General features: G+C 46.7%; 22 protein-coding genes. 18 read left to right on the top strand and 4 right to left on the bottom strand.

Translation table 11 applies throughout. The features are described from left to right. Positions 1 to 199: 199 nt before the first annotated feature. The 7 genes from ACKX2L_RS09160 to ACKX2L_RS09130 all read left to right on the top strand — a co-directional run bounded on the left by ACKX2L_RS09160 (position 200) and on the right by ACKX2L_RS09130 (position 5853). Positions 200 to 1060 carry a GIY-YIG nuclease family protein gene (locus tag ACKX2L_RS09160; protein ID WP_497553128.1) on the top strand — a complete coding sequence of 287 codons (861 nt, stop codon included), beginning with the start codon at positions 200 to 202 and terminating at the stop codon, positions 1058 to 1060. Between the two features lie 16 nt (positions 1061 to 1076). Next, positions 1077 to 1469, top strand: coding sequence for a helix-turn-helix domain-containing protein (locus tag ACKX2L_RS09155; protein ID WP_497553127.1), 393 nt, complete (start codon positions 1077 to 1079; stop codon positions 1467 to 1469). After that, positions 1470 to 2117 carry a transposase gene (locus ACKX2L_RS09150; protein ID WP_497553126.1) on the top strand — a complete coding sequence of 216 codons (648 nt, stop codon included), beginning with the start codon at positions 1470 to 1472 and terminating at the stop codon, positions 2115 to 2117. A gap of 61 nt (positions 2118 to 2178) precedes the next feature. After that, positions 2179 to 3780 carry a YifB family Mg chelatase-like AAA ATPase gene (locus ACKX2L_RS09145; RefSeq protein WP_497553125.1) on the top strand — a complete coding sequence of 534 codons (1602 nt, stop codon included), beginning with the start codon at positions 2179 to 2181 and terminating at the stop codon, positions 3778 to 3780. Between the two features lie 9 nt (positions 3781 to 3789). Further along, positions 3790 to 4602, top strand: coding sequence for a DNA-processing protein DprA (locus tag ACKX2L_RS09140; protein ID WP_497553124.1), 813 nt, complete (start codon positions 3790 to 3792; stop codon positions 4600 to 4602). Positions 4603 to 5107: 505 nt separating this feature from the next. Continuing rightward, the gene (locus tag ACKX2L_RS09135; protein ID WP_497553123.1) at positions 5108 to 5290 is read left to right on the top strand and encodes a hypothetical protein; all 183 of its coding nucleotides are present in this window, start codon (positions 5108 to 5110) and stop codon (positions 5288 to 5290) included. 161 nt (positions 5291 to 5451) lie between these two features. Continuing rightward, entirely contained in the window at positions 5452 to 5853 is a 402-nt protein-coding gene (locus ACKX2L_RS09130) for a hypothetical protein (protein WP_497553122.1), read from the top strand. Between the two features lie 286 nt (positions 5854 to 6139). Here the strand turns inward: ACKX2L_RS09130 and ACKX2L_RS09125 are convergent, their stop codons facing one another. Then, positions 6140 to 7426 carry an IS4 family transposase gene (locus ACKX2L_RS09125; RefSeq protein WP_497553121.1) on the bottom strand — a complete coding sequence of 429 codons (1287 nt, stop codon included), beginning with the start codon at positions 7424 to 7426 and terminating at the stop codon, positions 6140 to 6142. A gap of 319 nt (positions 7427 to 7745) precedes the next feature. Between ACKX2L_RS09125 and ACKX2L_RS09120 the strand changes: the two genes are divergently transcribed. The 4 genes from ACKX2L_RS09120 to ACKX2L_RS09105 are packed head-to-tail and all read left to right on the top strand — an operon-like array spanning position 7746 to position 10421. Next, positions 7746 to 9035: a sensor domain-containing diguanylate cyclase gene (locus tag ACKX2L_RS09120; protein ID WP_497553120.1), complete on the top strand. Its 1290-nt coding sequence runs from the start codon at positions 7746 to 7748 to the stop codon at positions 9033 to 9035. Between the two features lie 52 nt (positions 9036 to 9087). Further along, positions 9088 to 9609, top strand: a complete 522-nt coding sequence (locus ACKX2L_RS09115; protein WP_497553119.1) for a PAS domain-containing protein — start codon at positions 9088 to 9090, stop codon at positions 9607 to 9609. Between the two features lie 30 nt (positions 9610 to 9639). Then, complete coding sequence (locus ACKX2L_RS09110; RefSeq protein WP_497551614.1) at positions 9640 to 10068, top strand: HI0074 family nucleotidyltransferase substrate-binding subunit; 429 nt, start codon at positions 9640 to 9642, stop codon at positions 10066 to 10068. A gap of 26 nt (positions 10069 to 10094) precedes the next feature. Next, positions 10095 to 10421 carry a nucleotidyltransferase family protein gene (locus tag ACKX2L_RS09105; RefSeq protein ID WP_497551613.1) on the top strand — a complete coding sequence of 109 codons (327 nt, stop codon included), beginning with the start codon at positions 10095 to 10097 and terminating at the stop codon, positions 10419 to 10421. 62 nt (positions 10422 to 10483) lie between these two features. Here ACKX2L_RS09105 and ACKX2L_RS09100 read toward each other — a convergent pair whose 3' ends face one another. Further along, positions 10484 to 11518, bottom strand: a complete 1035-nt coding sequence (locus ACKX2L_RS09100) for a hypothetical protein (protein ID WP_497551612.1) — start codon at positions 11516 to 11518, stop codon at positions 10484 to 10486. A gap of 314 nt (positions 11519 to 11832) precedes the next feature. On the opposite strand from ACKX2L_RS09100, the gene ACKX2L_RS09095 reads away from it, so the two are divergent. From ACKX2L_RS09095 to ACKX2L_RS09085, 3 genes are all read left to right on the top strand, one after another. After that, entirely contained in the window at positions 11833 to 12786 is a 954-nt protein-coding gene (locus ACKX2L_RS09095) for a zinc-ribbon domain-containing protein (protein ID WP_497551611.1), read from the top strand. 146 nt (positions 12787 to 12932) lie between these two features. Beyond that, positions 12933 to 14381 (top strand): zinc ribbon domain-containing protein, encoded by a 1449-nt coding sequence (locus ACKX2L_RS09090; protein WP_497551610.1) that lies wholly within the window; start codon positions 12933 to 12935, stop codon positions 14379 to 14381. Positions 14382 to 14384: 3 nt separating this feature from the next. After that, positions 14385 to 15272 carry a YARHG domain-containing protein gene (locus tag ACKX2L_RS09085; RefSeq protein WP_497551609.1) on the top strand — a complete coding sequence of 296 codons (888 nt, stop codon included), beginning with the start codon at positions 14385 to 14387 and terminating at the stop codon, positions 15270 to 15272. Between the two features lie 160 nt (positions 15273 to 15432). Here ACKX2L_RS09085 and ACKX2L_RS09080 read toward each other — a convergent pair whose 3' ends face one another. Then, positions 15433 to 16161, bottom strand: coding sequence for a CpsB/CapC family capsule biosynthesis tyrosine phosphatase (locus ACKX2L_RS09080; RefSeq protein WP_497551608.1), 729 nt, complete (start codon positions 16159 to 16161; stop codon positions 15433 to 15435). Positions 16162 to 16624: 463 nt separating this feature from the next. Between ACKX2L_RS09080 and ACKX2L_RS09075 the strand changes: the two genes are divergently transcribed. Continuing rightward, complete coding sequence (locus ACKX2L_RS09075) at positions 16625 to 17470, top strand: DUF3737 family protein (RefSeq protein WP_497553133.1); 846 nt, start codon at positions 16625 to 16627, stop codon at positions 17468 to 17470. Between the two features lie 105 nt (positions 17471 to 17575). On the opposite strand, the gene ACKX2L_RS09070 is transcribed toward ACKX2L_RS09075, so the two are convergent. Continuing rightward, a complete protein-coding gene (locus ACKX2L_RS09070) occupies positions 17576 to 18202 on the bottom strand; it encodes a divergent PAP2 family protein (RefSeq protein WP_497551607.1) in 627 nt (208 codons plus the stop codon). A gap of 926 nt (positions 18203 to 19128) precedes the next feature. On the opposite strand from ACKX2L_RS09070, the gene lysA reads away from it, so the two are divergent. From lysA to ACKX2L_RS09055, 3 genes are all read left to right on the top strand, one after another. After that, a complete protein-coding gene (gene lysA / locus ACKX2L_RS09065; protein WP_497553118.1) occupies positions 19129 to 20433 on the top strand; it encodes a diaminopimelate decarboxylase in 1305 nt (434 codons plus the stop codon). A 155-nt stretch (positions 20434 to 20588) separates the two neighbouring features. Further along, positions 20589 to 22259: a M3 family oligoendopeptidase gene (locus ACKX2L_RS09060; protein ID WP_497553117.1), complete on the top strand. Its 1671-nt coding sequence runs from the start codon at positions 20589 to 20591 to the stop codon at positions 22257 to 22259. A gap of 91 nt (positions 22260 to 22350) precedes the next feature. Further along, complete coding sequence (locus ACKX2L_RS09055; RefSeq protein ID WP_497553116.1) at positions 22351 to 23625, top strand: MalY/PatB family protein; 1275 nt, start codon at positions 22351 to 22353, stop codon at positions 23623 to 23625. The last annotated feature ends 232 nt before the right edge of the window (positions 23626 to 23857 follow it).

The raw sequence follows: 23857 nt of genomic DNA, 5'->3' as shown, positions 1-23857 counted from the left end.
TAACTGACTCAGTTTTGATCGAAATCGTGGCTCCGCTACACCGGAATATTCAATATTTGGACTCAGATAGGAATGATCATTGACATTCATATCTTTTGATTGTAAAATTCATTTAAATGAATGATTAAATTCAAAAAACAGGAATCGGAAAGGAGGAGCCGCTCAAATTTACAGAATCACATTTGAGTGACGGATGCCAATGCCTTACGGAAAGACCATAGAACTGTTTCTTGTAAACGGAACAGCAGACAGTATCATTACGGCTGAGCTTTCAAACTGGAATGGAAAGGCAATCAAGATTCCACGCATAGAGCTGCAGTCATGCACGCGGGAGGACATAACTCAGGCGGGTGTATATTTTCTCTTCTGCAGGGAAGAGGATGATTCGGATTCGGTTTATATTGGAGAATCCGAAAATGTGAAGGAGAGACTTCTTCAGCACATCAGAGATTATCAGGCGGATAAGGAAAAGTATTATTGGACAACGACAGTGATCTTTACAGGCCGCAACCTGAATAAGACGCGGATTCGGTACCTTGAGAACCGTCTGGTTGAGATCGCAAAGTCCTGCAGGAGATACAGGATCCTTACGAAGAACACGTATGCAAATACCGTCATCAAGGAATCTGAACGCGCGGTGATGGAAGAGTTTATTGATGATCTTAAGATCGTCATGAATGCTCTTGGCTACAAGGTTTTGGAACCGCTGATTCAGAAGAGGAGAACAAACTCCCTTGATTCAGACAATCTTCTATATCTTTCCAAAGGTTCGGCAGATGCAGAAGCCATAACAACAACGGAAGGATTTGTTGTTCTGCAGGGGGCCAGAATCAATGAAAATATGAACGCAAAGTCGCTGAACGCAGGAATCGTGCAACAGAGAGAGCGATATCTGACTGACGGAAAAATAAAGGACTGGACCACGACAGAGGATCTTTTGTTCTCCAGTTCATCCGCTGCGGCAGCTTTTATCCTCGGATACAATGTCAGCGGTCCGCAGGCCTGGAAAGACAGTGAAGGAAAAACGCTGAAAGAAATCGAAACAGAGAAGAATGAGTAGGCAAGGGTACAAACATATGACAGTAAGTGAACGAATCTTTGCACGGCTGGAAGAGCTGTCTATGAGCCAGAAGGAGTTTTCGGAAAGAACAGGCATACAGCAGAGTACAATCAGCGAGTGGAAAAAGAAGAAGACCAATCCTTTGTCGGAAAAAATCATGCCGATCTGTAAGGCATTGGGAGTGACTCCGGAATGGCTGCTTTTAGGAGAGGATTCCAGTGAAGCAGGAAAAGCAGATTATTATATGATTCAGAAAAAAACGGAGGCCGGGAGATTGATCGAATCTTATGAAAGGTTAAGCCCGAAATTTCGTGAACGTGTCCTTGGCTATGCAGAGGCGTTTGCGAGCATGGATTCAGCTTCGGATAAGTCTTCTTTGAATCAGGGCAGGAACGGAAAGGAACAGTGATTGCCGAGACCTAAAAGAGAATGGTATCCGGGAGCGGTTTATCATGTCATGAGCCGCGGCAACAGAAGACTGGCTCTTTTTAAGGATCGGGAGGATTACCTGATCTTCCTTGAGGGAGTATGGAAAGCCAGGGAAAAATATCATTTTAAGATCCATTCGCTCTGCCTGATGTCCAATCATTTTCATATGGTGATCGAAACGGGCGATGAGGAATTATGGAAAATCATGCAGAGAATCCTCCACCCTTATTCGATTAATTTCAACAGAAAATATCATTATTCGGGGCATCTGTTTGAAAAACGCTATACAGCCCGTCTGATTGAAGATGAGCGCTATTTTCTGGAGGTCAGCCGTTACATTCACCTGAATCCGGTGAAGGCAAAGATGGTAAGAGAACCGCTGGCTTATGAGTACAGCAGTTACCTCTGGTTCGTAAATGATGAAAAGAGTCTGAAAGGAGAGGGAAAAAATAATAAGTGTATGGACCTGATCCGCGGATTGGTAGAAACGAACCGTGTGCTTGGTTCGTTTGGAAATAATGCCAGGGATCAGTACCGGATGTTTGTCGAGGGGAAGATCTCACATGCGGAACAGGAACTTCTGATTCAGAAGGATATGCAGGAAGACGATCTGTGGCTCCCCTGGTAAAAGAACAAGGCAGAAGACAGATCTATTCGGGGAGTAAAGAAAGAGATGGGGTTATTGAAATATGGCGATTACAGTAAAAAGCATGGCTACATCAGGGGTAGATGGATTTATGGTGGAGATCGAGGCATCCACCATACGGGGTCAGCAGCAGTGTATGTCTATTATTGGTCTGCCAGATCAGGCAATTAAAGAGGCCGGGGAGCGGATCCAGGCGGCGATTGAATCCTGTGGTTACGACTTCCCGAAAGATAAGTCTATTATCAGTCTTGCACCGGGGGATAAGAAGAAACGAGGATCTCATTTTGACCTGGGGATGATCATCGCACTCCTTTTTCAGACAGATCAGATCTCACCGAAGAATCTTTCGGATTATGCTTTTATTGGCGAGCTGTCACTGGATGGAAGGATCCGCCCCTGCAACGGAGTCTTGTCTATGGTGACAGAGGCCAGAAAATGCGGAGTGAAAGCAGTTGTCGTTCCGTCCGAAAACCGGCAGGAGGCTGAGTCAGTATCCGGAATTCAGATCTGCCCGGTTCATACCTTAAAGGATACGATTGACTTTCTCGAAGGGAAAATCGATCTGCCGAAGTTAAGAACAATTGATATGGTTGATCCACAGGAAGAATTCAAATTTTATGGTGATGAATTATCGCTGGAAATGGAAGACCGGGAGAAATCAGGCAGCAGCGATATCGATTTTTCGGATGTGAGAGGTCAGGAAGATCTGATTGAAGCAATTGTATTAGGTGCCGCCGGCGGCCATAATATCCTGATGATTGGAGAACCGGGCTGTGGCAAGACCATGATTGCACAGCGCATTCCGACCATTCTTCCCCGCATGACAGAAAAGGAATCACTGGAAGTTACGAAGATTCACAGCATCGCAGGCCATTTGGATGCCGGAGCCGGATTGATCCAGAAGCGGCCTTTTCGGGCTCCGCACCATAACATCTCCTTAAATGCCCTGATCGGCGGCGGAAGCTATGCACAGCCGGGAGAAATTTCCATGGCACATAATGGTGTCCTCTTTCTGGATGAGCTGCCGGAGTTTTCAAGAAGTACTCTGGAAGCCCTGCGTCAGCCCATGGAAGACAAGAGAGTAACCATATCAAGAGTCAATGGGACAAATTCTTATCCAGCCAATTTCATGTTTGTTGCAGCAATGAATCCCTGTCCCTGCGGTTTTTTCCCATCCAAGAAATGTCACTGCACGGATTATGAGATTATTCATTATCGAGGAAAAATTTCCGGGCCGATAATGGAGCGGATAGATATCCAGAAGTTCGTAGCCCATGTGGATTATTTCGACCTGGATGAAAAGAAGAAGAGCGTCAGCTCCGCCGAACTTAGAGAACGGGTGGAGAAAGCAAGGAAAATCCAGCAGGAAAGATTTAAAAATGATAAGGGAATCAGTTGTAATGCTCAGATGACGACAGCTATGATTCAGAAATATTGCAAACTGGATGAAGAATGTACAAGGATTCTAAAGGATTCCAGCGAGAAATACGGTTACAGTGTAAGAGTTATTCATAAGCTTTTGCGCCTAGCAAGAACATCGGCAGATCTGGACGGTGTAGAGAACATCCGAAGAGAGGACATTATCCGGGTATTGAACTGTCGGGATCTGGATGTCTCAAGCAGCCAGATGTATGCAATTACCTAGGTGCAGCCTATGAAAAATGATTACGAACTCCTCAAGTACCTGGCTCTGACGCGGATGAAGGGTCTGGGCCCGATTACTCAGAATTCATTGGTCTATTGCTGTGGTGGAATCGATCCATGCTTTGAGGCAGATCTTTCGGATCTTTTGTACCTGGACGAAATCAAACTGCCCAAGGGCAGTCGGATAGGAAGACGGCGAATCCAGTCTTTCTTTACACAGAGGGAAGAGAAAAGTATCTGGAAAGAGGCAGAGAAAATCTTGAAACAATCTGAATCCTCCGGCATCCAGGTGATTTGTGCTGAAGACAATGAATTTCCGGAGAGGTTTTCCAATCTAAGGGATCTGCCAGTTGTTCTGTATTTAAAAGGGTACCTTAGAATCAATGATTTTTGTGAATCCGTTGGCATTGTCGGAGCAAGACGGTGTACAGCGGAAGGGAAAAGACGGGCGATTGATCGGGCAATGAAAGCAGTATTGCGGAATGAAGCAGTCATCAGCGGCATGGCGAAGGGGATTGATTCCTATGCCCACACGGCAGCAATTAAAGCGAGCGGATATACGATCGCAGTGCTGGGCAGCGGGGTGGATATCTGTTATCCGAAAGAGCACGAAAGATTGTATGAAGAGATTGCAATACATGGCTGTGTCCTGTCCGAATATCCTCCGGGTACACCGCCCATGGAATACAACTTCCCGAGACGGAATCGTCTGATCGCAGGGCTTTCCGACAGACTTTATGTCATTGATGCCGGACGAAACAGCGGGACATCATCCACTGTGGAATACAGCAGAAAATATGGCAGGGAGATCATTGCAGACTGAAATTCCTTTACATTAACTTTACATGATTTGCTATAATAAAGATTACAATTCAAAGGTTGGTGAATTGTGAACGGTAAACAAATTGAATTAATGTAAGGGATTAAGTGGTATGAAGGGGAAGAGGCATCTCGGCTTTAAGATCACGTCCATGGTTTTATTCGGGCTTGGTCTTCCGTGCCTTGCTGCCGACCCACGTTGGTGTCAGGCACTGTTAAGGAAACGTTCAATATTACGAAAATATTACGCAGGGATCATTAAGGACGAAATTATAAAGGATAATTTCAAGTCCGGAAGGTTACTTTCCAGTCCAACAGACAGTTAATTTTTTATTTCATAATATCCATTATCGAAAGATTATTTTCAGATCATTGTCTTCAAGGATGCTGTCTGAATCATTTATTGCTTTTGAAGTGAGCGGAGCAGAAGACAAGGCGGGCTTGATTTTTTTGCCATTTTGTGTAAACTTAAGTTAAAGAAGTCTGTAAAGAGAAAGGAGGACTGCACTATGGCAACAAGTACATTTGATCGTAAAATCGTAATCAATGACGACGAGTCTGCGGATAATTTAATTAAAATTCTTACTGCCGATGAGCCGAAGAAGCCTTCATCCAGACATCCTTTTTCTTATGAAGATAGGAAAAGGAGTGAAGAACTATTAAGACATTATCTTTCCCACTCAAAACGTTAATTGATGACGAGAACTTTTCCGAAGACAGGGTTTCAGAAATCCTGTCTTCTTTTGTATGCAAGGAGGATGAGGATATCGAAAACTTCCTGCACAATCGCGCCATTGAATTTGAAAAAATATCAAAAGCAAGAACCTATCTTATTGTTGATGCAGATGAGTTGATGGCTGAAGACAGCAAATTTGTGATTTGTGGGTATATTTCACTTGCATTAAAAATCCTGACGATTTCAGAGCATGAGTCAAACAGAATACGGAAGAAGTTGGACGGGTTCAATGCAAAGATGCATGGAATTCCAATTCAAGAATTCCCGGTTTATCTCATCGGACAGCTTGCGAGAGATTCACGGTATACCAATTCCAATCTTTCTGGAAGTGAATTGCTACAGTATGCTATTGATGTAATCGCGAGTGCTGTGAGTGCTGTAGGCGGTAGATATGCAATGATCGAATGCCACAATGAGCCAAAGCTAATCACTTTTTATGAGAACAATGGATTTAAGACTTTGACAAAAGCCCCGGATCAGGATATGCCAATGGTTCAGATGATCAAGGGTGTGTACTGAAATGCTATTTATCTAAGGAAGATCCCTTCTGTGGGGGCCGTTTTTTTTGTCCTTTTCGAATGAGTTTCTTCCTCATATCCACACGTTGGTGACAGGCACCAACGTGGTATACCTAGCGTCAACCGAGAGCACTTGAAAGTTTGATAATTTCAGTTGCTCCTATTTTTTTGAAGGAAATGACAGCCGGAGCCAGGCAAATGCTATTTTTTAGACATGACGAATAAGCTGTCAAGAGTTGAGACAGCTTGAACTATTTGATAGTATCAGTTGTGAAGGTGCGCGGTATTTATAAAACGAATTTGCGATTATTAAAGTGCTTCCGGTCGCGGGCGTCTGCTTTCTTTTTTCGGGGATCGCGTCTGCCGGGTTGAATCTGCGATCGGTTAGCACACGCACCTTCAAATATATTGTCCAATAGGGAAAGGCTGCAGGTACTTGCAAGGAACCTGGCAATAAACATTTTTCTACGTCCTATGATATAGGCCCTGTTTGCCTGGTAGCGGTATCTGTTCTTTTCCTTTTTATGAGATTCAATTTTCTGATCTGCTGCACATTTGACCAAGGCAGACAGATTTGAGAGCAGCAGATTAATATAAAACTCCTGCTCAATTGATGTGCTGGTAGCGCCTGAAAATTCTTCCAATAGGAACTGATTTTTCAGCTCTTCGTACTTTGACTCGATTGGCCAGCGCTTAAAATAGAGTTCCTTGAAATCATCAGATGTCAGGCTTTCATCAAAGATCGTAGTTGCAAGATATTCCGTCTCACCGCCATCGAGGGGAACTGAGATCACGCGGATTGGGATATCCTCAGTTCCCTTTTTCTTGTTTCCGGGCAGCGTAAGGATACAGTCGCCGGTACATTTTTTGGAGATCTTGAGACGTTCCCGGATCCGCATCACGCAGAGATAGCCTTTAGATGAGAAATAGCGGAACATGTCTTCTGAATAGTAACCTCGGTCAAAGATGATCACGGCATCCTGGAAGAGACCGAGAGCCTCAAGTTCGGAACAGTGCTGCATGGCTGCAGCTCGTTCAGAGCCTAGATAACGCTTAAGTAAACCATGAACAATAACGTCATTGCAGACGTCATAAATGGTCGATCCGAGAGCCATGGACCATTTGCGGTTTGGATTCATAAGGGAGAACATCTCTCCATAGTTCTTAAAGTTTGACTTTGAAACTGGTAAGTTGATCCGGGATCCATCGACAGCAAAGATATGGTAGAGTCCTCTCCATTTCTTGCGATGATCGATCGAATTGTAGTAGGTGTCTACAGAGATATCGAATAGTTCTTTGAAAAGAGAGGGAAGGATGCCCTGCCTAGCCTTTGAGACAGCTTGTTTCGTCACCTTGGGAAACTTCAGCTCAGGGAGCTCGAGTTGGATATTGCTCAGGTTGATGCTCATAGACTGCTTAGAAGTATAAAGAAGATAGACAATGATATGAGTCATTGTGAGAAGCCCCTTCCGAATGAATCGATTTTTCACTCGATGAGATTCGAGGAAACTTTCGGAATGGATTAGCTCGGAAATTTTTTGCAGGATTTCCCTGCAGATCGATAGAGAATTCATACAGCACCTCCAAATGATAAAAGATTCGTCCCGTCCCTGCGACGGAACACACTTCTTTAATCAATGGGCCGCTTTCACTACCTCTTTAAACATCAGTAGTGAAAGCGGCTGCACATTTGGAGATGCCTGTCAACTGTTTTATTGTATTTTTGCGGGAATTTTAGACATGAGAAAAGGCCGGAAACCCGCATGGTTACTGGGCTTCCGGCTTAGGTTGACCACGTTGGTGACAGGCACTGTTAATTGCCTTTTCATTTGGACGCATTACCAGTATAATCGTATCAAAGTATGAGATAAGAGATGAGATGGGTTATCTGTTATGCATAAGGAAAGACTCGATTTCAAACAAAAAATCCTGGTTCTATTGGTTTTCCTGGCTATGGGATGTATCGTGGCCTGGCAGGCGCGGACTGCCTATCAGGCGGACATCAGTCAGCTGAAAGAACGGGCCAGGCTGAATGCCAGGATCTATGCGGAGGGACTTCGGATCGATTTTGAAACTGGCAAGAATATTACAGATGCCTTGGACGATACTGTTGTTGCTGCGGATGGTCGGGTGAATAATTTTGACCGGATTGCAGCACATGAGATGGAGGACTACATTTCCAGCATCCAGCTGGCACCGGATGCCAAGGTACAGTATATCTATCCCCTTCAGGGTAATGAAGCTGGAATGATTGACCTTCTGGCGGATGACAAGCGAAGAGATGTGGCACGATACGGTATCCGAAACCGGGAAACTGTCATGCAGGGTCCTTTTGCTTTAAAACAGGGAGGATTTGGAATTGCCATTCGAAATCCGATTTATACATCCGGAGAGGATGGAGAGAGCACCTTCTGGGGATTTGCCATTGCAATTATTAAGGTGCCGGATATTTTCGAGAGGACACTCGATGCCCTGGAGGAAATTGGTTATGATTATAGCCTGACTGCGACGGAATCTCCGCTTTCATCGAAGCGCGTCACAGTAGCCTCTTCCAGGAAGGGACAGGAGGTTCGTCTGTCGCATCCTGCCCAGGCAAGCTTTGAAGCGGGCGGCTGTACCTGGACCCTCAATGTGGAGAAGAAAGATGTCTGGAAGTCCGTAAGAATGCCTATGGTCCTGCTGTTGGGTGTGATCTACCAAATTTTCGCTACGGTCGTCATTTATCTCCTGCTCCGCACGAGACAACAGCATAAGGAGCTGGTTCGAAAGGCAATCACAGATGAGTTGACGGGGCTTCTCAGCCGGCGTGGACTCATGGAGGCGCTGGCGAAGTTTACGGCAAACAATCCGGATGGCCGGATGACGCTTGCTTTTATTGATCTCGATGATTTCAAGCAGATCAATGATCTCTATGGGCATATTATCGGGGATGCGGCACTGAAGAATCTGGCGGTGAATCTTAGGGCGTCTTTTCCGGAGTCATCGATCGTCGCGCGAAGCGGCGGGGATGAGTTCTGCGCTGTGATTTTCGGCAAGAGTCCGAGGGAGTGTGAGGAGCTGATCCGGGCTGCGGTGGAGAGGGATCAGTCTTTTGAATATGAGAACAAGCACTACCGGTTTACGATCTCGGCCGGCTACGCGGATTATCCTGCCCAGGCGGGGGGAAATAAATACCCTTCTTAACTATGCAGATGAAGCGCTTTACGCTGCGAAGATCGCAGGCAAGCATCGCTGTATGCATTTCTTACCGGCTATGGTGGATGTGAAGCGGACGCAGCTTGGGTTCTCTCTCAAGGATGTCGTGAATGGTATGCCGGGAGCTTTTATGATCTACAGTGCGGCAGGAGATGAGGAGATCCTTTTTGCCAATCAGGATCTGATCCGGATGACAGGCTGCAAGGATTTTGAGGAGTTTCTGGATTGGTCGAAGCATAGTTTCCGGGGGTTTGTGCATCCGGAGGATCTGGACCGGGTGGAGGAGTCGATCCAAAGACAGATCGAGGAAAAGGATGGTTCGATGACGGAAGGAAGCTTTCCGGGGGATCAAAAGGTCAAGCTTTGGAACGGTGATCAGAGAGCAGACGGATCGGCATCCGAAGGCAGCTACCGGGAAGATTATGTGGAATACCGTATCATTAAGAAGGATGGAGGCATCCTTCCGGTTGTGGATATCGGAAGGCTGATTGATAGTGAGAATCACGGGGAGGTCTTCTTCGTATTTATCCGGCCGAAGGATGAATTTCAGAAGAACTTTTGAGTGGGCTATATTTCTAAGAGGGAGGCCATCATGTTTCAAAAGAAGTATTTGAATCGTTACCGGAGCTTTCGGAGCAGTTTGGCTTCGCTGCAGAAAGCCAGGCAGAGAGATTTGACGGATGATTTTGTGATCAGTGGAACGGTACAGAAGTTTTGCCTGACTTTTGATATCGCCTGGAAGGTCATGAAGGATGTTATTGTCGGCTATCATAAAGTTGTCAGTTTTGCTAGTGGATCTCCTAGAGAAACATTGCGTATGGCTGGGCAGCTTGGAATGATTTCCGGGGATGTCTGGATGAAAATGCTTCTGGATCGGAATGAGTTGACGCACGACTATGATGGTAGTCTGGCGAGGAATTCAGTCAGAAGAATTATCGACATTTATTTACCGTTGCTGGAGCAGTTTTCTGCAACGGCTTCTGAGTATATGAAGAAGATGGAAGAGGATGACGACTTATAAAACGCGAAGGAAGAGAGTGACCGTCAATGACAAATTCAGAGCTGCAAGAGAAAATTCATGCATATGATCTGAGTCTGAATGAGATTTTGAATCAGGTGGTTCGGATTTGCCTTGCTCATCATGTGGAGCATGTTTATCTCTTCGGGTCGTATGCTGTCAGCACGGCACGTCCGACCAGTGATATCGATATTGTGATCAAGGGCGGGGAGGATATCGAACGGCTGAGGGATGAAATCGACCGGATCCCTACGCTTAAGAGAATTGATTTGTTTCTCTATGACGAGATACGGAATCCTTATCTCCTGGATGATATTCATAGATATGCTATTGAACTGCCGATCAAGGGAAATTAGACACAATAGCATGCATTTATCTCAATTAGTATGGAATTAAGAATAAGCAGTTCAAACATCGATCATGCATGCAGATCAATGGAACTTTCGATGCCTTTGAGATCCCTGTCTGAAGGACTTGTCATTAACTTGATCCCTGCAGAAATGTGGGAAGAGGAATCGGAATGCAAAAAAGCAGTACTTCCGATGCCATGTTCTACACGTTTCACCTTGCGCGCTTTTTCTGTATCTTCAACAGCATCGACGGATTTGTTGTCGGCTGCTTCATTACTTTGATTTTTTGAGAGGGGCTGACTTGGGAGATTGCCTTCCCTTTTTGCCTGACTTTTGGAAGAATCAGAGACCTTTTTCTCCTCGGTATCTTGTTTTTCGGTCAGATCAGAGACCTTTTTCTCCTCGGCATCTTGGCTTTCAGTCGGATCTGTAGTATTCCTTTCTTTCTTGTCCCTTAAGAGCTCTGCTTCCTCGGCCTTCTTCTTCTCTGCTTCCACTTCGAGTTTTTCTTCTTCGGTCGGGAGACGGTCATAGGCTCCGGATGCGACGAAACGGCGGAAGATCTCCTGCCCCTGGTTCACAGAACGGTTTGCTTCCTGGTAGATGGTCAGCTTGTCGGCAATGGAGATATGAGGATTGTTCTCGACACTTTTTACCTTCATCAGTGCAGAATTTTCTCGCTCAATCATGAGCTGCTTGGCTTCGTCCTTCGTTTTCGCCTGGGAAAGTCTCTTCGCAAAGGCTTCGTTTTGGGCCTGCTCGGCCTTCAACTTGGTATAAAGCTGTGGATCCTTATCCTTTAGATATTCGAGCTCATCGTCGTTGAGCGAAGCGCCATAGGCAAGCTTATCGTGGATCTCCTGCAGCCGGGTGTCGGTATTCTTCTGTTCTTCCTGCATTTCGGTAAGCAGTTGATAGTCGGCCTGTTTCTTCCGTGCCATGTTTTTCCCGGCTTCGGTGATGTAGTTGTCTTCATTGTAGCGGACCACCATCTGGCCGGATGCCTTCCGTTGTTTCCATTGCTTGGTCATGGTGAGATTCTTGGTATAAGTTCGAAGATTGCCTATAGAACTAAGCCGACTGAACGGATCGAGATTCGACATAGGGACCGCCTTTCTTTTTGGATTCCTTCTATAGGCTTATCGACAGGATTAAAATCTTCTATAATGAAATAGTGGAAAAAGAATTTAGGATGCTAAGCGGGCGTTGAAGTCGCTGGAGTAGAGGAGTGAGGATTATTATTCCATTTTGGGGTTTGGTTTTATTTGTGTGATTCAAAAAAACGGGTATAATATATTTATCTATCGATTTTGCGCCGTAGAAACTTATAAATTCAAGGGAGGGTTTGTACAGATTTCATCGTGTCACTAGTAATTGGAAGGATTTGATTTTTGTTTGTATGTAGAGGGAGGAAAGAATGTTTTGTAAAAAATGTGGAGCAGAGCTCCAACCGAATATGACTTTTTGTCCGAACTGCGGAACACCTGTCAGTCAGTCCGATGGGGAAACTTCGAAACAGGAGGCAGAGGGCCGGTCTAATGAAGCAATCCCGGCGCAGGAAGAGCTGAACCAGGGTCATGCGACAAACCAGGCGCAGGAACAGGCCAATCAAGATCAGCAGGCAAATCAGAATCAGCAGGCATATCAGAGTCAGCAGGTCAATCAAAATCAGCAGGCATACCAGAACCAGCAGGCAACCCCGGCTCAGCCGAATCAGGTAAGCGTCTATTTCAAAAACTTATTTAATACATGGAAGATATTTATGCAGAATCCTGCAGATATTGGAAAGAAGTTTGTGGAATATAAAGACGTAAAATTGGCGTGTGGATTTATTGTGATTCAGGCAATTCTTTCCGCTCTTTTTGGAATGCTTTTCGAGGGACAAACACTGGCAAAGCTGGCAGGTTTCTTCGGCGAATCCGATGCCTTGAAACCGGTCTATGGAAAAATTTTCTTTGGCACGTTGGCATATAGTATCCTGTTTCAACTGATTCTTGCCGGATGTATTTTCCTGGTCATGATGATCGTGAAGAATCCTCTGGATTTCAAACAGGCGATTGCCCTGGTCTCTCTTCGGAGCATGACCCTTGTGCCGGTGATCCTGTTCTCATTTATTGTCTTACTGATCAATCCGATTGCAGGATGCTTTGTCTTCTTTGCAGGAAGCATCTGGGGCCTGATCTTGATCGCAGTAGATCTGCCGATTGCAGACCAGGGGAAAAATGGTTTGATTTATTTTCTGCTATTTGCAGCGATCTTCTTGACTTTGGCTGTCAAGGTATTTCTCATGGTAAAGACGGGAGCATCCTTCTATCTGCCAGCTTCGGACATTGAAGATCTGAAATCTCTGTTGAGCGGGGATTTCTTCTAATAGTTCATAGGCGGGGGATTTCTTCGAAGCATCTGTGCATGTGTTTCATAGTATTTACTGCAAATGATCACAGTGTCAAAAGCTACTTTTGTCACACATATCATAGATTGGGCATAGGAGTTATATAATTTAAAGGGAGGATTATTATGTTGATTTGCAAGAAATGTGGTGCAGAGAACCCGGAAGATGCGGTTTTCTGCCAGAATTGTGGTGCCAAACTGGGCGAGCCCCAGAACCAAGCCGACCCGGCTCAGAGCCAGCCGAACCCGGCACAGGCCAACCAGGCAAATGGCCAACCGGACCAATCTCAGTCCAACCAGGCCAAGGACCAGCCACTGCCGTTCGGAAACCAGGGCCAGAGCCAGCCTTCTGGAACTGGAGTGAAATTACCGAAGAATAAGAAACCTTATATTATCGGAGGTTGTGTGGCCGCACTTGCCTTCGTCTGTCTTCTTCTCTTTCTTTTTTTACCGAGGACGATCGATCTGAATAAATACGTCAAGGTCAAGACCAAGGGCTACGACGGATATGGAACTGCAAGCGTAGAACTGGATACAGACAAACTGGAGAAAGATTTTGCCGGAAAGATCAAGCTTACTTCCGACGGTAAGAGGGAGATCAAGAAATACCAAGGCCTGATGGATCTTGCGGATCTGTTTGGCAGCAGCTCGAAAATCAAGGGTAATAAGGAAGAAAAACTTGCCTTGGCTCTGGTAGAGGAATATCTCGATAGCGATACCCCTGTCAAACTGAGTAAGACAGAAAATCTTTCCAATGGACAGAGTGTTCGCTGTAAATTCTCAAAGGAACTGGATTCCAAAGAGATCGGAAAGTACTGTCGCGTTCGCCTTAAATTTAAAGACTTCGACTATAAAGTCAGTGGCCTGAAGAAAGTGACGAAAAAGGATCTGAAATTTGATTTATCCTTTCAGGGAATGAATGGGGAAGGTTCTCTCGATTGGGATAGTATGCCAGAAGAGGCTTCCTACTTTGATGTTAGCAGCGAGAATCAGCTTTCGAATGGCGATGAGGTGACTCTGACCTTGAAAAAGGGCATGGAGAGTGACTTTATTCGGAATTATGGCTATCTGCCCAAGCAGAAGAAGTATACTGTTAAGGTGACCGGACTGGAGAGCTATCTTGAGAAGCTGTCGGATCTTAAGGATGATCGGCTGGCAGATCTGCAGAAGCAGGCCCAGGATGAGATCACAGCATTTTATGCAAGATATTCTGATGCCTCGGTTTCCGATGTTAAGTATGCAGGTATGTACCTTCTGATCAATAAAGATCCGGATGACGATTGGGATTCTCATAACCTTCTCTTTGTCGTTTGTTCGGCAACGGTCAATTCTTCGGATGGATCCTTCAACCCGACACCGGTTTATATCCCGGTTTGCTTCAAGGGTGTGACGGATGGAGGTGATGTGCCGAGTGGAGATCTCTACGGAGAAAGCCATATTGACACGGCAGATGGCTGGGGCACCTATATCAACGGCTATACGGATGGCGCTGCCATGTATCGGGAAATTATCTCTGAGAACGTGGACGATTGGAATCATGAAGTGTCGGATGGACTGAAAAGCTTTGGAGAGTAAATTATGTATTGTAGAAAATGTGGTACAAAGCTGTCGGACGGCGCAAAGTTCTGCTGGCATTGTGGAGCGCAAGTAGTCACCATAAATATAGACCAAGCCGGCAACAAGGCAGCTAAGCCGGAACAACCTGGGTCAGAGGAAAAACCGATCGCACCTGAGCTGGTTCATACAGAGGAAACCGAAGCTGTCCAGGCGAGTGAAGTCCAGTCAGAGGAGCAGGTAACTGCTCCCCTGATTCTCGAGACAAAGACGGAAGAGACAGTTCAGACAGAACAGCCGGTGGTTGATTTTAAGCAGAAAGATTCCTCCAATCTCTGGAAGAAACTGTTTGTGATTCTTGTTATCGTCTTGGCGGCGGTTCTGATTCTTGGCTTCTGCTATATCAAGTTCTTCCAGAAGAATTCGAACTCTGCTCCTTCTCAGAAGACAGAAGAGGAGCTGGTAGAGAAGGCTGGAAAAGCCGAAAAGGGGAAATCTGCGAAGTCGGACTCTGGCTCAGAAAAAAAGGAGAAAGATCAGAAAGAAGGGAAAAAACCGGAGCCGGAGCCGAGCCAGCTGCCCGCAACTCAGGCAGGGGACCAGACCCTGGACCAGGCAATGGCAGATCCGAATGGTTTCCTCCTTCCGAACGCTGCAACGACCGCTTTGACAGATGCGGATCTGGAAAAGTTTACACCTCAGCAGCTGACCTATGCCAGAAATGAGATCTATGCAAGGCATGGGGCTATATTTCAGTCGTCGGAACTGAATCAGTATTTTCAGACGAAGTCCTGGTATCAGGGGACCACGCCGGCTGCCAATGTGACATTATCAGGGATGGAATTGCAGAATGCATCCATGATCCTGGACTATCAGAAAACGCATAACAGCACCTATTCACCTAAAAACTGAAGGCTTCACGGCTTTTCGGACCATTGCCGCTTCGATAGCAGTTTTGGTCCGGAGAAGCCGTGAGGCTTTTTTGCTGTCACAGGTACTCGCCTTGAAGAAAAGGGGGCTTCTCCTGCTGTCACAGGTACTCGTCTTGAAGAAAAGGGGGTTTTTCCAGCTGTCACAGGTACTCGCCTTGAAGGAGAGTCAGAGCATTGTTGCAGAAAATGTCATTTGCATAATCTTCGCCAAATTTCTTGGCGACCAGCCGATAGGCGTCCATGACATGCGGCGCCCGTTGCTTTGGATCATGGCAGTCGGTTGCCATGAGATGGATCTGCCGGTCCTTATACATGGTCTTTAAGAATTTCTTGATTTTCCGGCTTTCCGGGTGCAGAGTTGCACCGGTGTTGGATTGAATGTAGACCCCCATCTCCGTAAGTTCATATACCCGGTCGGGCTTTTCAACGAGGCATGCATATCGTTCAAAATGTGCCAAGATCGGATCGAATCCGGCCTGCAAAAGCTCCTGCACCCCGCCCCGGATTCGTGTCCAGTCATCGGACGGGAGGAATTCCACCAGGACAAAGCTGGTTTGATTCATCGGCCGGATGCGGTCTTTATGATTTTCCAGGACATGGCCTGAGTACATAAATTCCGAACCGAGGTAGAGGGACAGATCAGGAAACTCCCGTCCTGCCATTTCCCTAACCGCATGAAAAGCGTTCTCTGTATCTTCCGATGAAATCTGATGCATCCACGGGTCTCTCAAATGCGGCGTAAATACGATTTGCCGGACCCCTTCCTCGATTTCCAGACGAAGAAGTTCTCTTGTCATGTCCATGGACTTGGAACCGTCATCCAAGCCGGGAAGAATGTGACAATGAATATCTATAAAGCCAGACTGCATAATGAACTCACTTTCTAAATTCGGATCCTTTTTTTCTAAATTCTGATCCCTCTTTCGGATACTTTAAATCAGGATTCTCAACAAAGGATACTTAGATTAGAATACTCAAAATCGGATATTTAGATTAGAATATCCACAATCGTATACTTAGATTAGCATACTCAAAAAAGGAAGGAATGTCTACTGGGGTATCGCCAATTATATTTTATAAAATATTTCTTAAATTTCTCCAGATAAATTGACGAATCGTCTCTGAAAGCGCAAACTTAAGGAAGTAAATCATAGTAGGTTACTAGGTTAAGTTATGGAGGCAGGAATGAGTCAGTCTCAAACAATAAATGAAAATCGAAAAGCAGATTGTAATAGTGATTCAAAGGCCAGTATGGATGCTAATCTGAATGTTGACAGCGCTAATCAGGCAAATGGTACAAAATCCCCCATCCGTTTCAATCCCGTGAAACGGATGAATGAAGAGATTCGCCAGGAGTCCCTCTCCGGCGAGCGGGCCCTCTACCGGGGCGAGAACCTGAAAATTTACGATACTGTTTTCCACGACGGCGAGAGCCCTTTGAAGGAGAGCAGGCAGATTGAACTCTACAATTGTGAGTTTCAATGGAAATACCCCCTCTGGTATTCCGAAGATGTGAAGGTCAAGGACTGCGTCTGGCAGGAAATGGGCCGCTCCGGCGTCTGGTACACCAAGCATCTGCTGGTTGAGGACTCCATGATTGGAGCACCAAAGAACTTCCGTCGATGTTTCGACGTGACCCTTCGAAATACCTCGCTGTCAAACGCAGCGGAGACCTTCTGGAATTGCGACGGTGTCCGCCTCGAACATGTCGTGGCGCGCGGCGACTATTTTGGCATGAATTCGAGCCACATCTATGCAGACGGCCTCGAGCTCTACGGAAACTACGCCTTCGACGGCGGCCGCGATATCGAGATCCATCATTCCAAGTTGCTGACCAAGGACTGCTTCTGGAATTGCGAAAACATCACCGTCTACGATTCCTACATTTCCGGCGAGTATCTGGCTTGGAATTCGAGAAATATAACCCTGATCAATTGCACGATCGAGTCCACCCAGGGCCTGGATTATATCGAAGGCTTGAAACTTGTGAACTGCAAACTGGTAAACACAAGCTATGCTTTTGAATACGCTTATGATATGGATTGTGAAGTGACGACCAAGGTGGATTCCATCCTGAACCCGGGTTCCGGTGTCATCCGTGTGAAAGGTCTGGACGAGAAGATCATCGAGCCGGACAATTGCAGGGAAGAGCAGACGAAGGTGATCATCAGCGATTAGAACAGAGACGCGACGATAGCAGGCGACGATAGCAGGCAACGAAAGCAGGCGACGATAGCTGCAGTCGAAAATATCAATCAGGTTGCTGACAATGTTGACGAATCCTTAGAGCAAGGGCGTAACAAGGCATGCAGTTGCAATACCAATCAGACCACCGACGATGACTTGAGGTAGGGTGTGCCCCAGTTCTTCTTTCAGAGGTTTGTCGAAGAGAGGGGTGGAATGTGAAGTGAAATTTTCCTCGTATACCGGGTCATTTTCAGAATCCTGATTTGACAACACATGTTTTTTCGCTGACTTATCATCAGGGATCTGATGGGAGAGCACTTTCGTCTCCTCTTTTTTCGCTGACTTATCATCAGGGATCTGATGGGGGAGCGCTTTCATCTCATCCAACTCCCTCTCACGAAGGCGGTTTAAGATTTTGGCATGTTTTCCCGCCTCCGCCCGAACAGACAAAGCGTCTGCAATCACAACAATGGCAAGGATCAGGGCGATCGCAAACTCGGTCGAGTTGAAACCTTCGACAATGCCACAGGATACGGCCAGGCTTGTTACGGTAGCTGTGTGAGAACTAGGCATACCGCCGGCTCCGGTCAGACGTTGGATTTTAAAATCTCCCTTGACAATTTCTATGACCATCTTGGAACCCTGGGCAAGCAGCCAGGCTATGGCGACGGTCATAAGAACCGGGTTAGATATTATTTTTTCAATCAATGAAGTGGGAGTCATGTTGGCCTCCTGACAGATGAACTATTGTGATGCAGAACACAAAGCTCAGAACACAAGAATCATAACACAAGGATCGTAACACAAGGATCAGAACACAAAGCTCATAACATAAGGATTAGAACAAAAGATCTATTCTGCACTTTGGTCTATATTTAAGAACTACTCTTATTATAACCCATGTGGGTGAGAAAACCCACGGTTTTAACCGTGAGGATGATAGCCAACTTCTTTACTTTTCACGACTTGCATGGCATGTAACGATGTATTAGGCTTAGTGTTAAGAAGATCGGATAAGGTCTTGTATGCAGGAGGTCGATCAAGGAGGCATGCCGGGGAATACACTTTTTGTGGAAATGAAGAATGAATTCTGAGAGAATAATCGATATATGAAATCTTTTTCAAATGATGCGCTTTTTTCGGTAAAATAAAGCAGCTTTGGGATTGAAAATTCGATATATGAAATCTTTTTAAAACGATGCGCTTTTTTCGGTAAAATAAGGCAGTTTTGGGACTGAAAATTCGATATATGAAATCTTTTTAAAATGATGCGTATATTTCCACTAAAAAACACGCATCAATTTCAAAACTTTTTCTATATCGAATTTTTCCCTTACAGAATAGCTTATTTTGGCGCCAAAACACGCATGAAATGAAAAAGATTTCATATATCGAATATTCACCTCAAAAAGGATCTATAGAAGAACTTTTTTAACGCCAAACCACGCATGAGATGAAAAAGATTTCATATATCGAATATTTCGCCTCCAAAAGGTTCTACAGAAGAATTGTAAGGTTCTAAAAAAGCTCTTTTTGGATAATGAACACGCGACAAGGGACACGTATTACTTAACAAATTTCATATATCCAAACAAATTTTATATATCAAATCAGGTAACAACTACCGGGAAAAAGAAAGAAGGTAACTCATGGCTGCAATTGCAAAGGAAATCAGAAACGGACATTTGTTCTGGGATGGCTGCGATACCGTGGAGCTGGCGGAGAAGTTCGGTACACCGGTCTACATTTTATCTGCCAGCGATATCGAGGCACGGTTTCAGGAATTGAAGCGGGATTTTGTGGACAAGTACCCGGGAAACCGCGTGGCCTATGCTTCCAAGGCTTTTTGTGCGACCGGCATGCTGAAGCTGGTTGAAAAGCAGGGCGCATCCATCGACGTCGTCTCCGGCGGCGAGCTTTACACCGCGGAAAAGGCGGGCTTCCCGGCTGAGCGGATCGAGTTCAACGGAAACAACAAGCAACCGGCGGAGATTGATGAAGCCGTGCGTTACGGCGTCGGCCGGATCATCCTCGACGGCTTTCAGGAAGTGCCTCTGATCGAAGAAGCCTGCCGGAAATACAATAAGAAGATGCAGATCATGGTCCGGATCACCCCGGGCGTTGCCGCATCGACCCACGACTATATCGTCACCGGAAAGAAAGATTCCAAGTTCGGCATCCCTCTGGAAGAGGATGTCTTCTTCCCGGTCATCCAGTCCATCCTGGATTCTGACTGGCTGGAGCTCAAGGGTCTGCACATGCACATCGGCTCCCAGCTTTTTGAGAATGACGCTTACATCAAGGCCCTCGACGTACTTATGGACTGGGCCGGAAAGATCAAGGACCGTTTCGGTGCCGTCATCAGCGAAGTGAATTTCGGCGGCGGCTTCGGCGTCACCTATACAAATGAAGAGCGGAAGCCTTATTCCTTCTTCCTTGACCCTCTGATGGACGAGCTGAAGAAGAGAAGCGAAGAGCTCGGCATTCCGCTTCCTGCAGCGGTCATTGAGCCGGGACGTTCGATCGTTGCCGAGGCTGGCATTACCCTCTATAAGGTAGGCCAGATCAAGGATATCCCCGGCCTTCGGAAATATGTTTCCATCGATGGCGGCATGGGCGACAATATCCGGGTTGCCCTTTATCAGGCGAACTATGATGCCGTTCTTGCCAACAAGGCCGATGCCGAGCGAACGGAGAAGGTCACGGTTTGCGGCAAGTACTGCGAGTCAGGCGACATCCTCTTAAAGGATTATTCCTTACCGAAAGCTGAGGCAGGCGACATCCTGGCTATGTTTTCAACCGGTGCCTATGGCTATTCCATGGCAATGAACTATAACTCCAATCCGACACCGGGCGTCCTTCTTGTGAAGAATGGCAGGGCCGAGTGGATGGTCAAGCCACAAACCTACGAAGAAATGACGGCTGCCATGGTTATGCCGGAGATGCTGAAGTAATTGAAGGAATAGATCTATGGAAATGCTGAAGGAATAGATCTATGAAACTGCTGAGGTAATAGATGCATGAAAATGTTGAAGGCATAGATCTATGAACATGCTGAAGTAGCAGATTCCTGGCGATGCCAAAGGAATAGATATTTGGAGAAAACGATATGAAATTCAGTGATATGCCCTACGAACGGGTGGATTTTGACCAGTTGAAGAAGGATTTTCAGAAGCTTGGCGAGGACCTGAACAATGCAAAGTCCGGCGAGGAGGCCTTCCGGGTCCACGAGCGTTTTTACGAGATCACAGACAGGGTCCGCACCATGCGGGAAATCTGTATGATCCGAAACGACGGCGATATGACCGATCCCTATTATGAGAAGGAGCAGGAATTCTCCGACGAGCACGAGCCCATCTTCGAGAAACTGATCGTCGATTATCAGAAGAAGCTTTTGACGTCCAAATTCAGACCCTATCTCGAAGAGAAGATCGGGCCGGTGGCTTTTAAGAATATCGAAATTGCCCAGAAGACTGTGGATGACAAAATCTTAGGCTTAATGGCAGAGGAGAAAAAGCTCGAGGCTGTCTACAACAAGCTTCTGGCAACCGCAAAGATCGACTGGAAGGGCGAGACTCTGAATCTTTCTCTGATGACGCCTTATCTTCATTCAGCAGACCGCAATGTCCGGAAGGAAGCCTGGGACAAGTATTCGGATTTCCTGGCTTCTCATGTCGAGGAGTTTGATGATATCTATGACAAATTAGTCAAGAACCGGACGGCCCAGGGCCAGGCCATGGGACATGAGAACTATCTGCCTCTCGGCGATGCCCGGATGAATCGGAACTGCTACAGCCGGTCGGATATGCAGGAATTCCGAAAGCAGGTCAAGAGGGACATGGTTCCCTTCGCAGAGAAGCAGCATGAAAAGCGGAGAAAGCGGCTGGGACTTTCACATCTTACTTATATCGATGAGGGTGTATATTTCACAAATGGGAACCCGGCGCCCATCGGAAGTCCCATGGAGATTCTCGAAAAGGGCCGGAAAATGTACAGCGAGCTGTCACCGGAAACCAGAGACTTCATGAACTTCATGTGCGACAACGAGCTTTTCGATGTTGAAGGCCGGAAGACCAAGAAGACGGGCGGCTACATGACCGACATTCCTGATTACAAATCGCCCTTCATTTTCGCCAATTTCAATGGAACGAGCGGGGATGTGGACGTCATTACCCATGAGTGCGGCCATGCCTTCCAGGGCTATCTCGCCTACGAGGACCCCATCCGCGAGCACCGGGATATCACCATGGAAACCGCTGAGACGCATTCCATGTCCATGGAGTTTTTCACCGAGCCATGGATGGAACTCTTCTTCGGAGACCGGGCCAATGACTATCGGGAAATGCATTTTGAAGATGCTGTGATCTTCATTCCTTACGGAACCATGGTCGATGAATTCCAGGAAATCTGTTACCAGGATACAGGCCTGTCGCCCAAGGAACGCCGGGCCGTTTGGCGGGATCTGGAGCGCCAGTACAAGCCCCATCTGGATTATAGAGGAAATGCCTATTTCGAGGAGGGCGGCTTCTGGCAGAAGCAGCATCATATCTATGACTGCCCGCTTTATTATATTGATTACTGTATTGCCGGCACCGATGCCCTCCAGTACAAGAACTGGATGGACCGGGATTTCAAGGGCGCCTGGGAGAGCTATCTCAAGCTTTGCCGCCTGTCTGCATCGCAATTTTTCACCGATCTTTTGAAGGAGGTTGGTCTTGAGAATCCTTTTGAAGACGGCGTTCTGAGGGATGTCGTAAAGGAGCTGGAGAAAAAGCTGTGACAGGGCTTGGCCAATCAAGCTTTGCCGGGAAATTCGGCAATATGATATGAATGGAACAATTCGATACAAAGACAGAAAGTGAAAAATATATATGAACTATGACTTCGACAAAATCGTAGACCGGCGTGGCACGGACTGCATTAAATGGGATATTACCAAGCCCGGAGAACTGCCCATGTGGGTCGCCGACATGGATTTCGAGGCGGCACCGCCGATTCGCGAGGCCATGAAAAGGAAGATTGAGCAAGGCATTTTCGGCTATAGCTTCCTGCCGGATCGCTGGTACCGGGCCTATATCGATTGGTGGAGAGACCGGCATGGATTTACCATGGAAAAGGATTGGTTGATATTTTCGACCGGGGTCGTGCCGACCATGTCCAGTGTTGTCCGAAAGCTGACGACACCGGGGGAAAAGGTCGTTTTCCTGACGCCGGTTTACAATATTTTCTACAATTCTGTCCTGAATAGCGGCCGTGTGGTCAACGAGTCAGAATTGATCCGCCGCGAGGACGGGACTTATGACATCGACTGGGAGGATCTTGCGCGCCGTCTTTCGGATCCGCAGACAACCATGATGTTCCTCTGTAATCCGCAGAATCCGGTCGGACGCATCTGGACCCGGGAAGAGCTGGCGCGAATCGGCGATTTGGCAAAGGAAAACCATGTCATCGTCGTTTCGGACGAGATCCATTGTGATCTGACAGATCCGGGAACGGCCTATATTCCCTTCGCAGCGGCTTCGCCCGTCTGCAGGGACATCAGTATCACCTGCCTGGCCCCGACCAAGTGCTTTAATATCGCGGGTCTTCAGACGTCGGCAATCTCGGTGCCGGATCCTTTTCTCCGGCATAAGGTAGACCGTGGCCTCAATACCGACGAGTGCGGCGAACCGAATGCCTTCGCAGTCGATGTGGCGGTTTCGGCCTTTAACGAGTGCGGAGACTGGCTGGATCAGCTGCGGGCCTATGTTGCCGGGAATAAGGCTTACGTCAGGGATTTTATCGAGAAGGAGATCCCGGAGCTCTCGGTTGCCAGCGGCCCGGCGACCTATCTCCTCTGGATCGACGGCAGAAAACTTAAGACCGTGGGGTTCGGAAAGAAACTGTTTGGAGCGACGAATTTTGTTGGGAATTCTTCGAAGGCTTCGGATGGATCTAATGACGAAACGGACCATAATTATGGAAGCAAAACACCCCTGGCTTCTTATATCCGGAAAAAGACCGGCCTCTTCCTGTCGAATGGCGAGCAATACGGCAAGGGAGGCGAATTTTACCTCCGAATCAATCTGGCCTGCCCGCGGAGTATCGTTGTAGAAGGCATGAAGCGGCTGAAAACTGCTGTGGAAGCTTGGAAGGCGGAAGCGTAAGACGGTAAGGCGAGGGGTTACTTTTTATAACCCATGTGGGCGAGAAAACCTGTAGGTTTAACCGTGAGGATGATAGCCTCTTCTTTACATATAGAAAATACCGTAGGGAATACGGGAATTTACGCTTGTGGACCTTGTATAAGACGAGCCGACAAGGTAACTTGTCAGGAACGCAGTAGTGGTTGAAGCAGGAAGCTCCGACTTCAAATACGAAGTATTGGTCGGAGAGTTC

The organism is Porcibacter vitabionis (genome assembly GCF_046263795.1).
Taxonomy (GTDB): Bacteria; Bacillota; Clostridia; order Lachnospirales; family Lachnospiraceae; genus Lachnocurva.
Note: the sequence above shows the minus strand (reverse complement) of the source record. Positions and strands in the feature narration are given on the sequence as shown.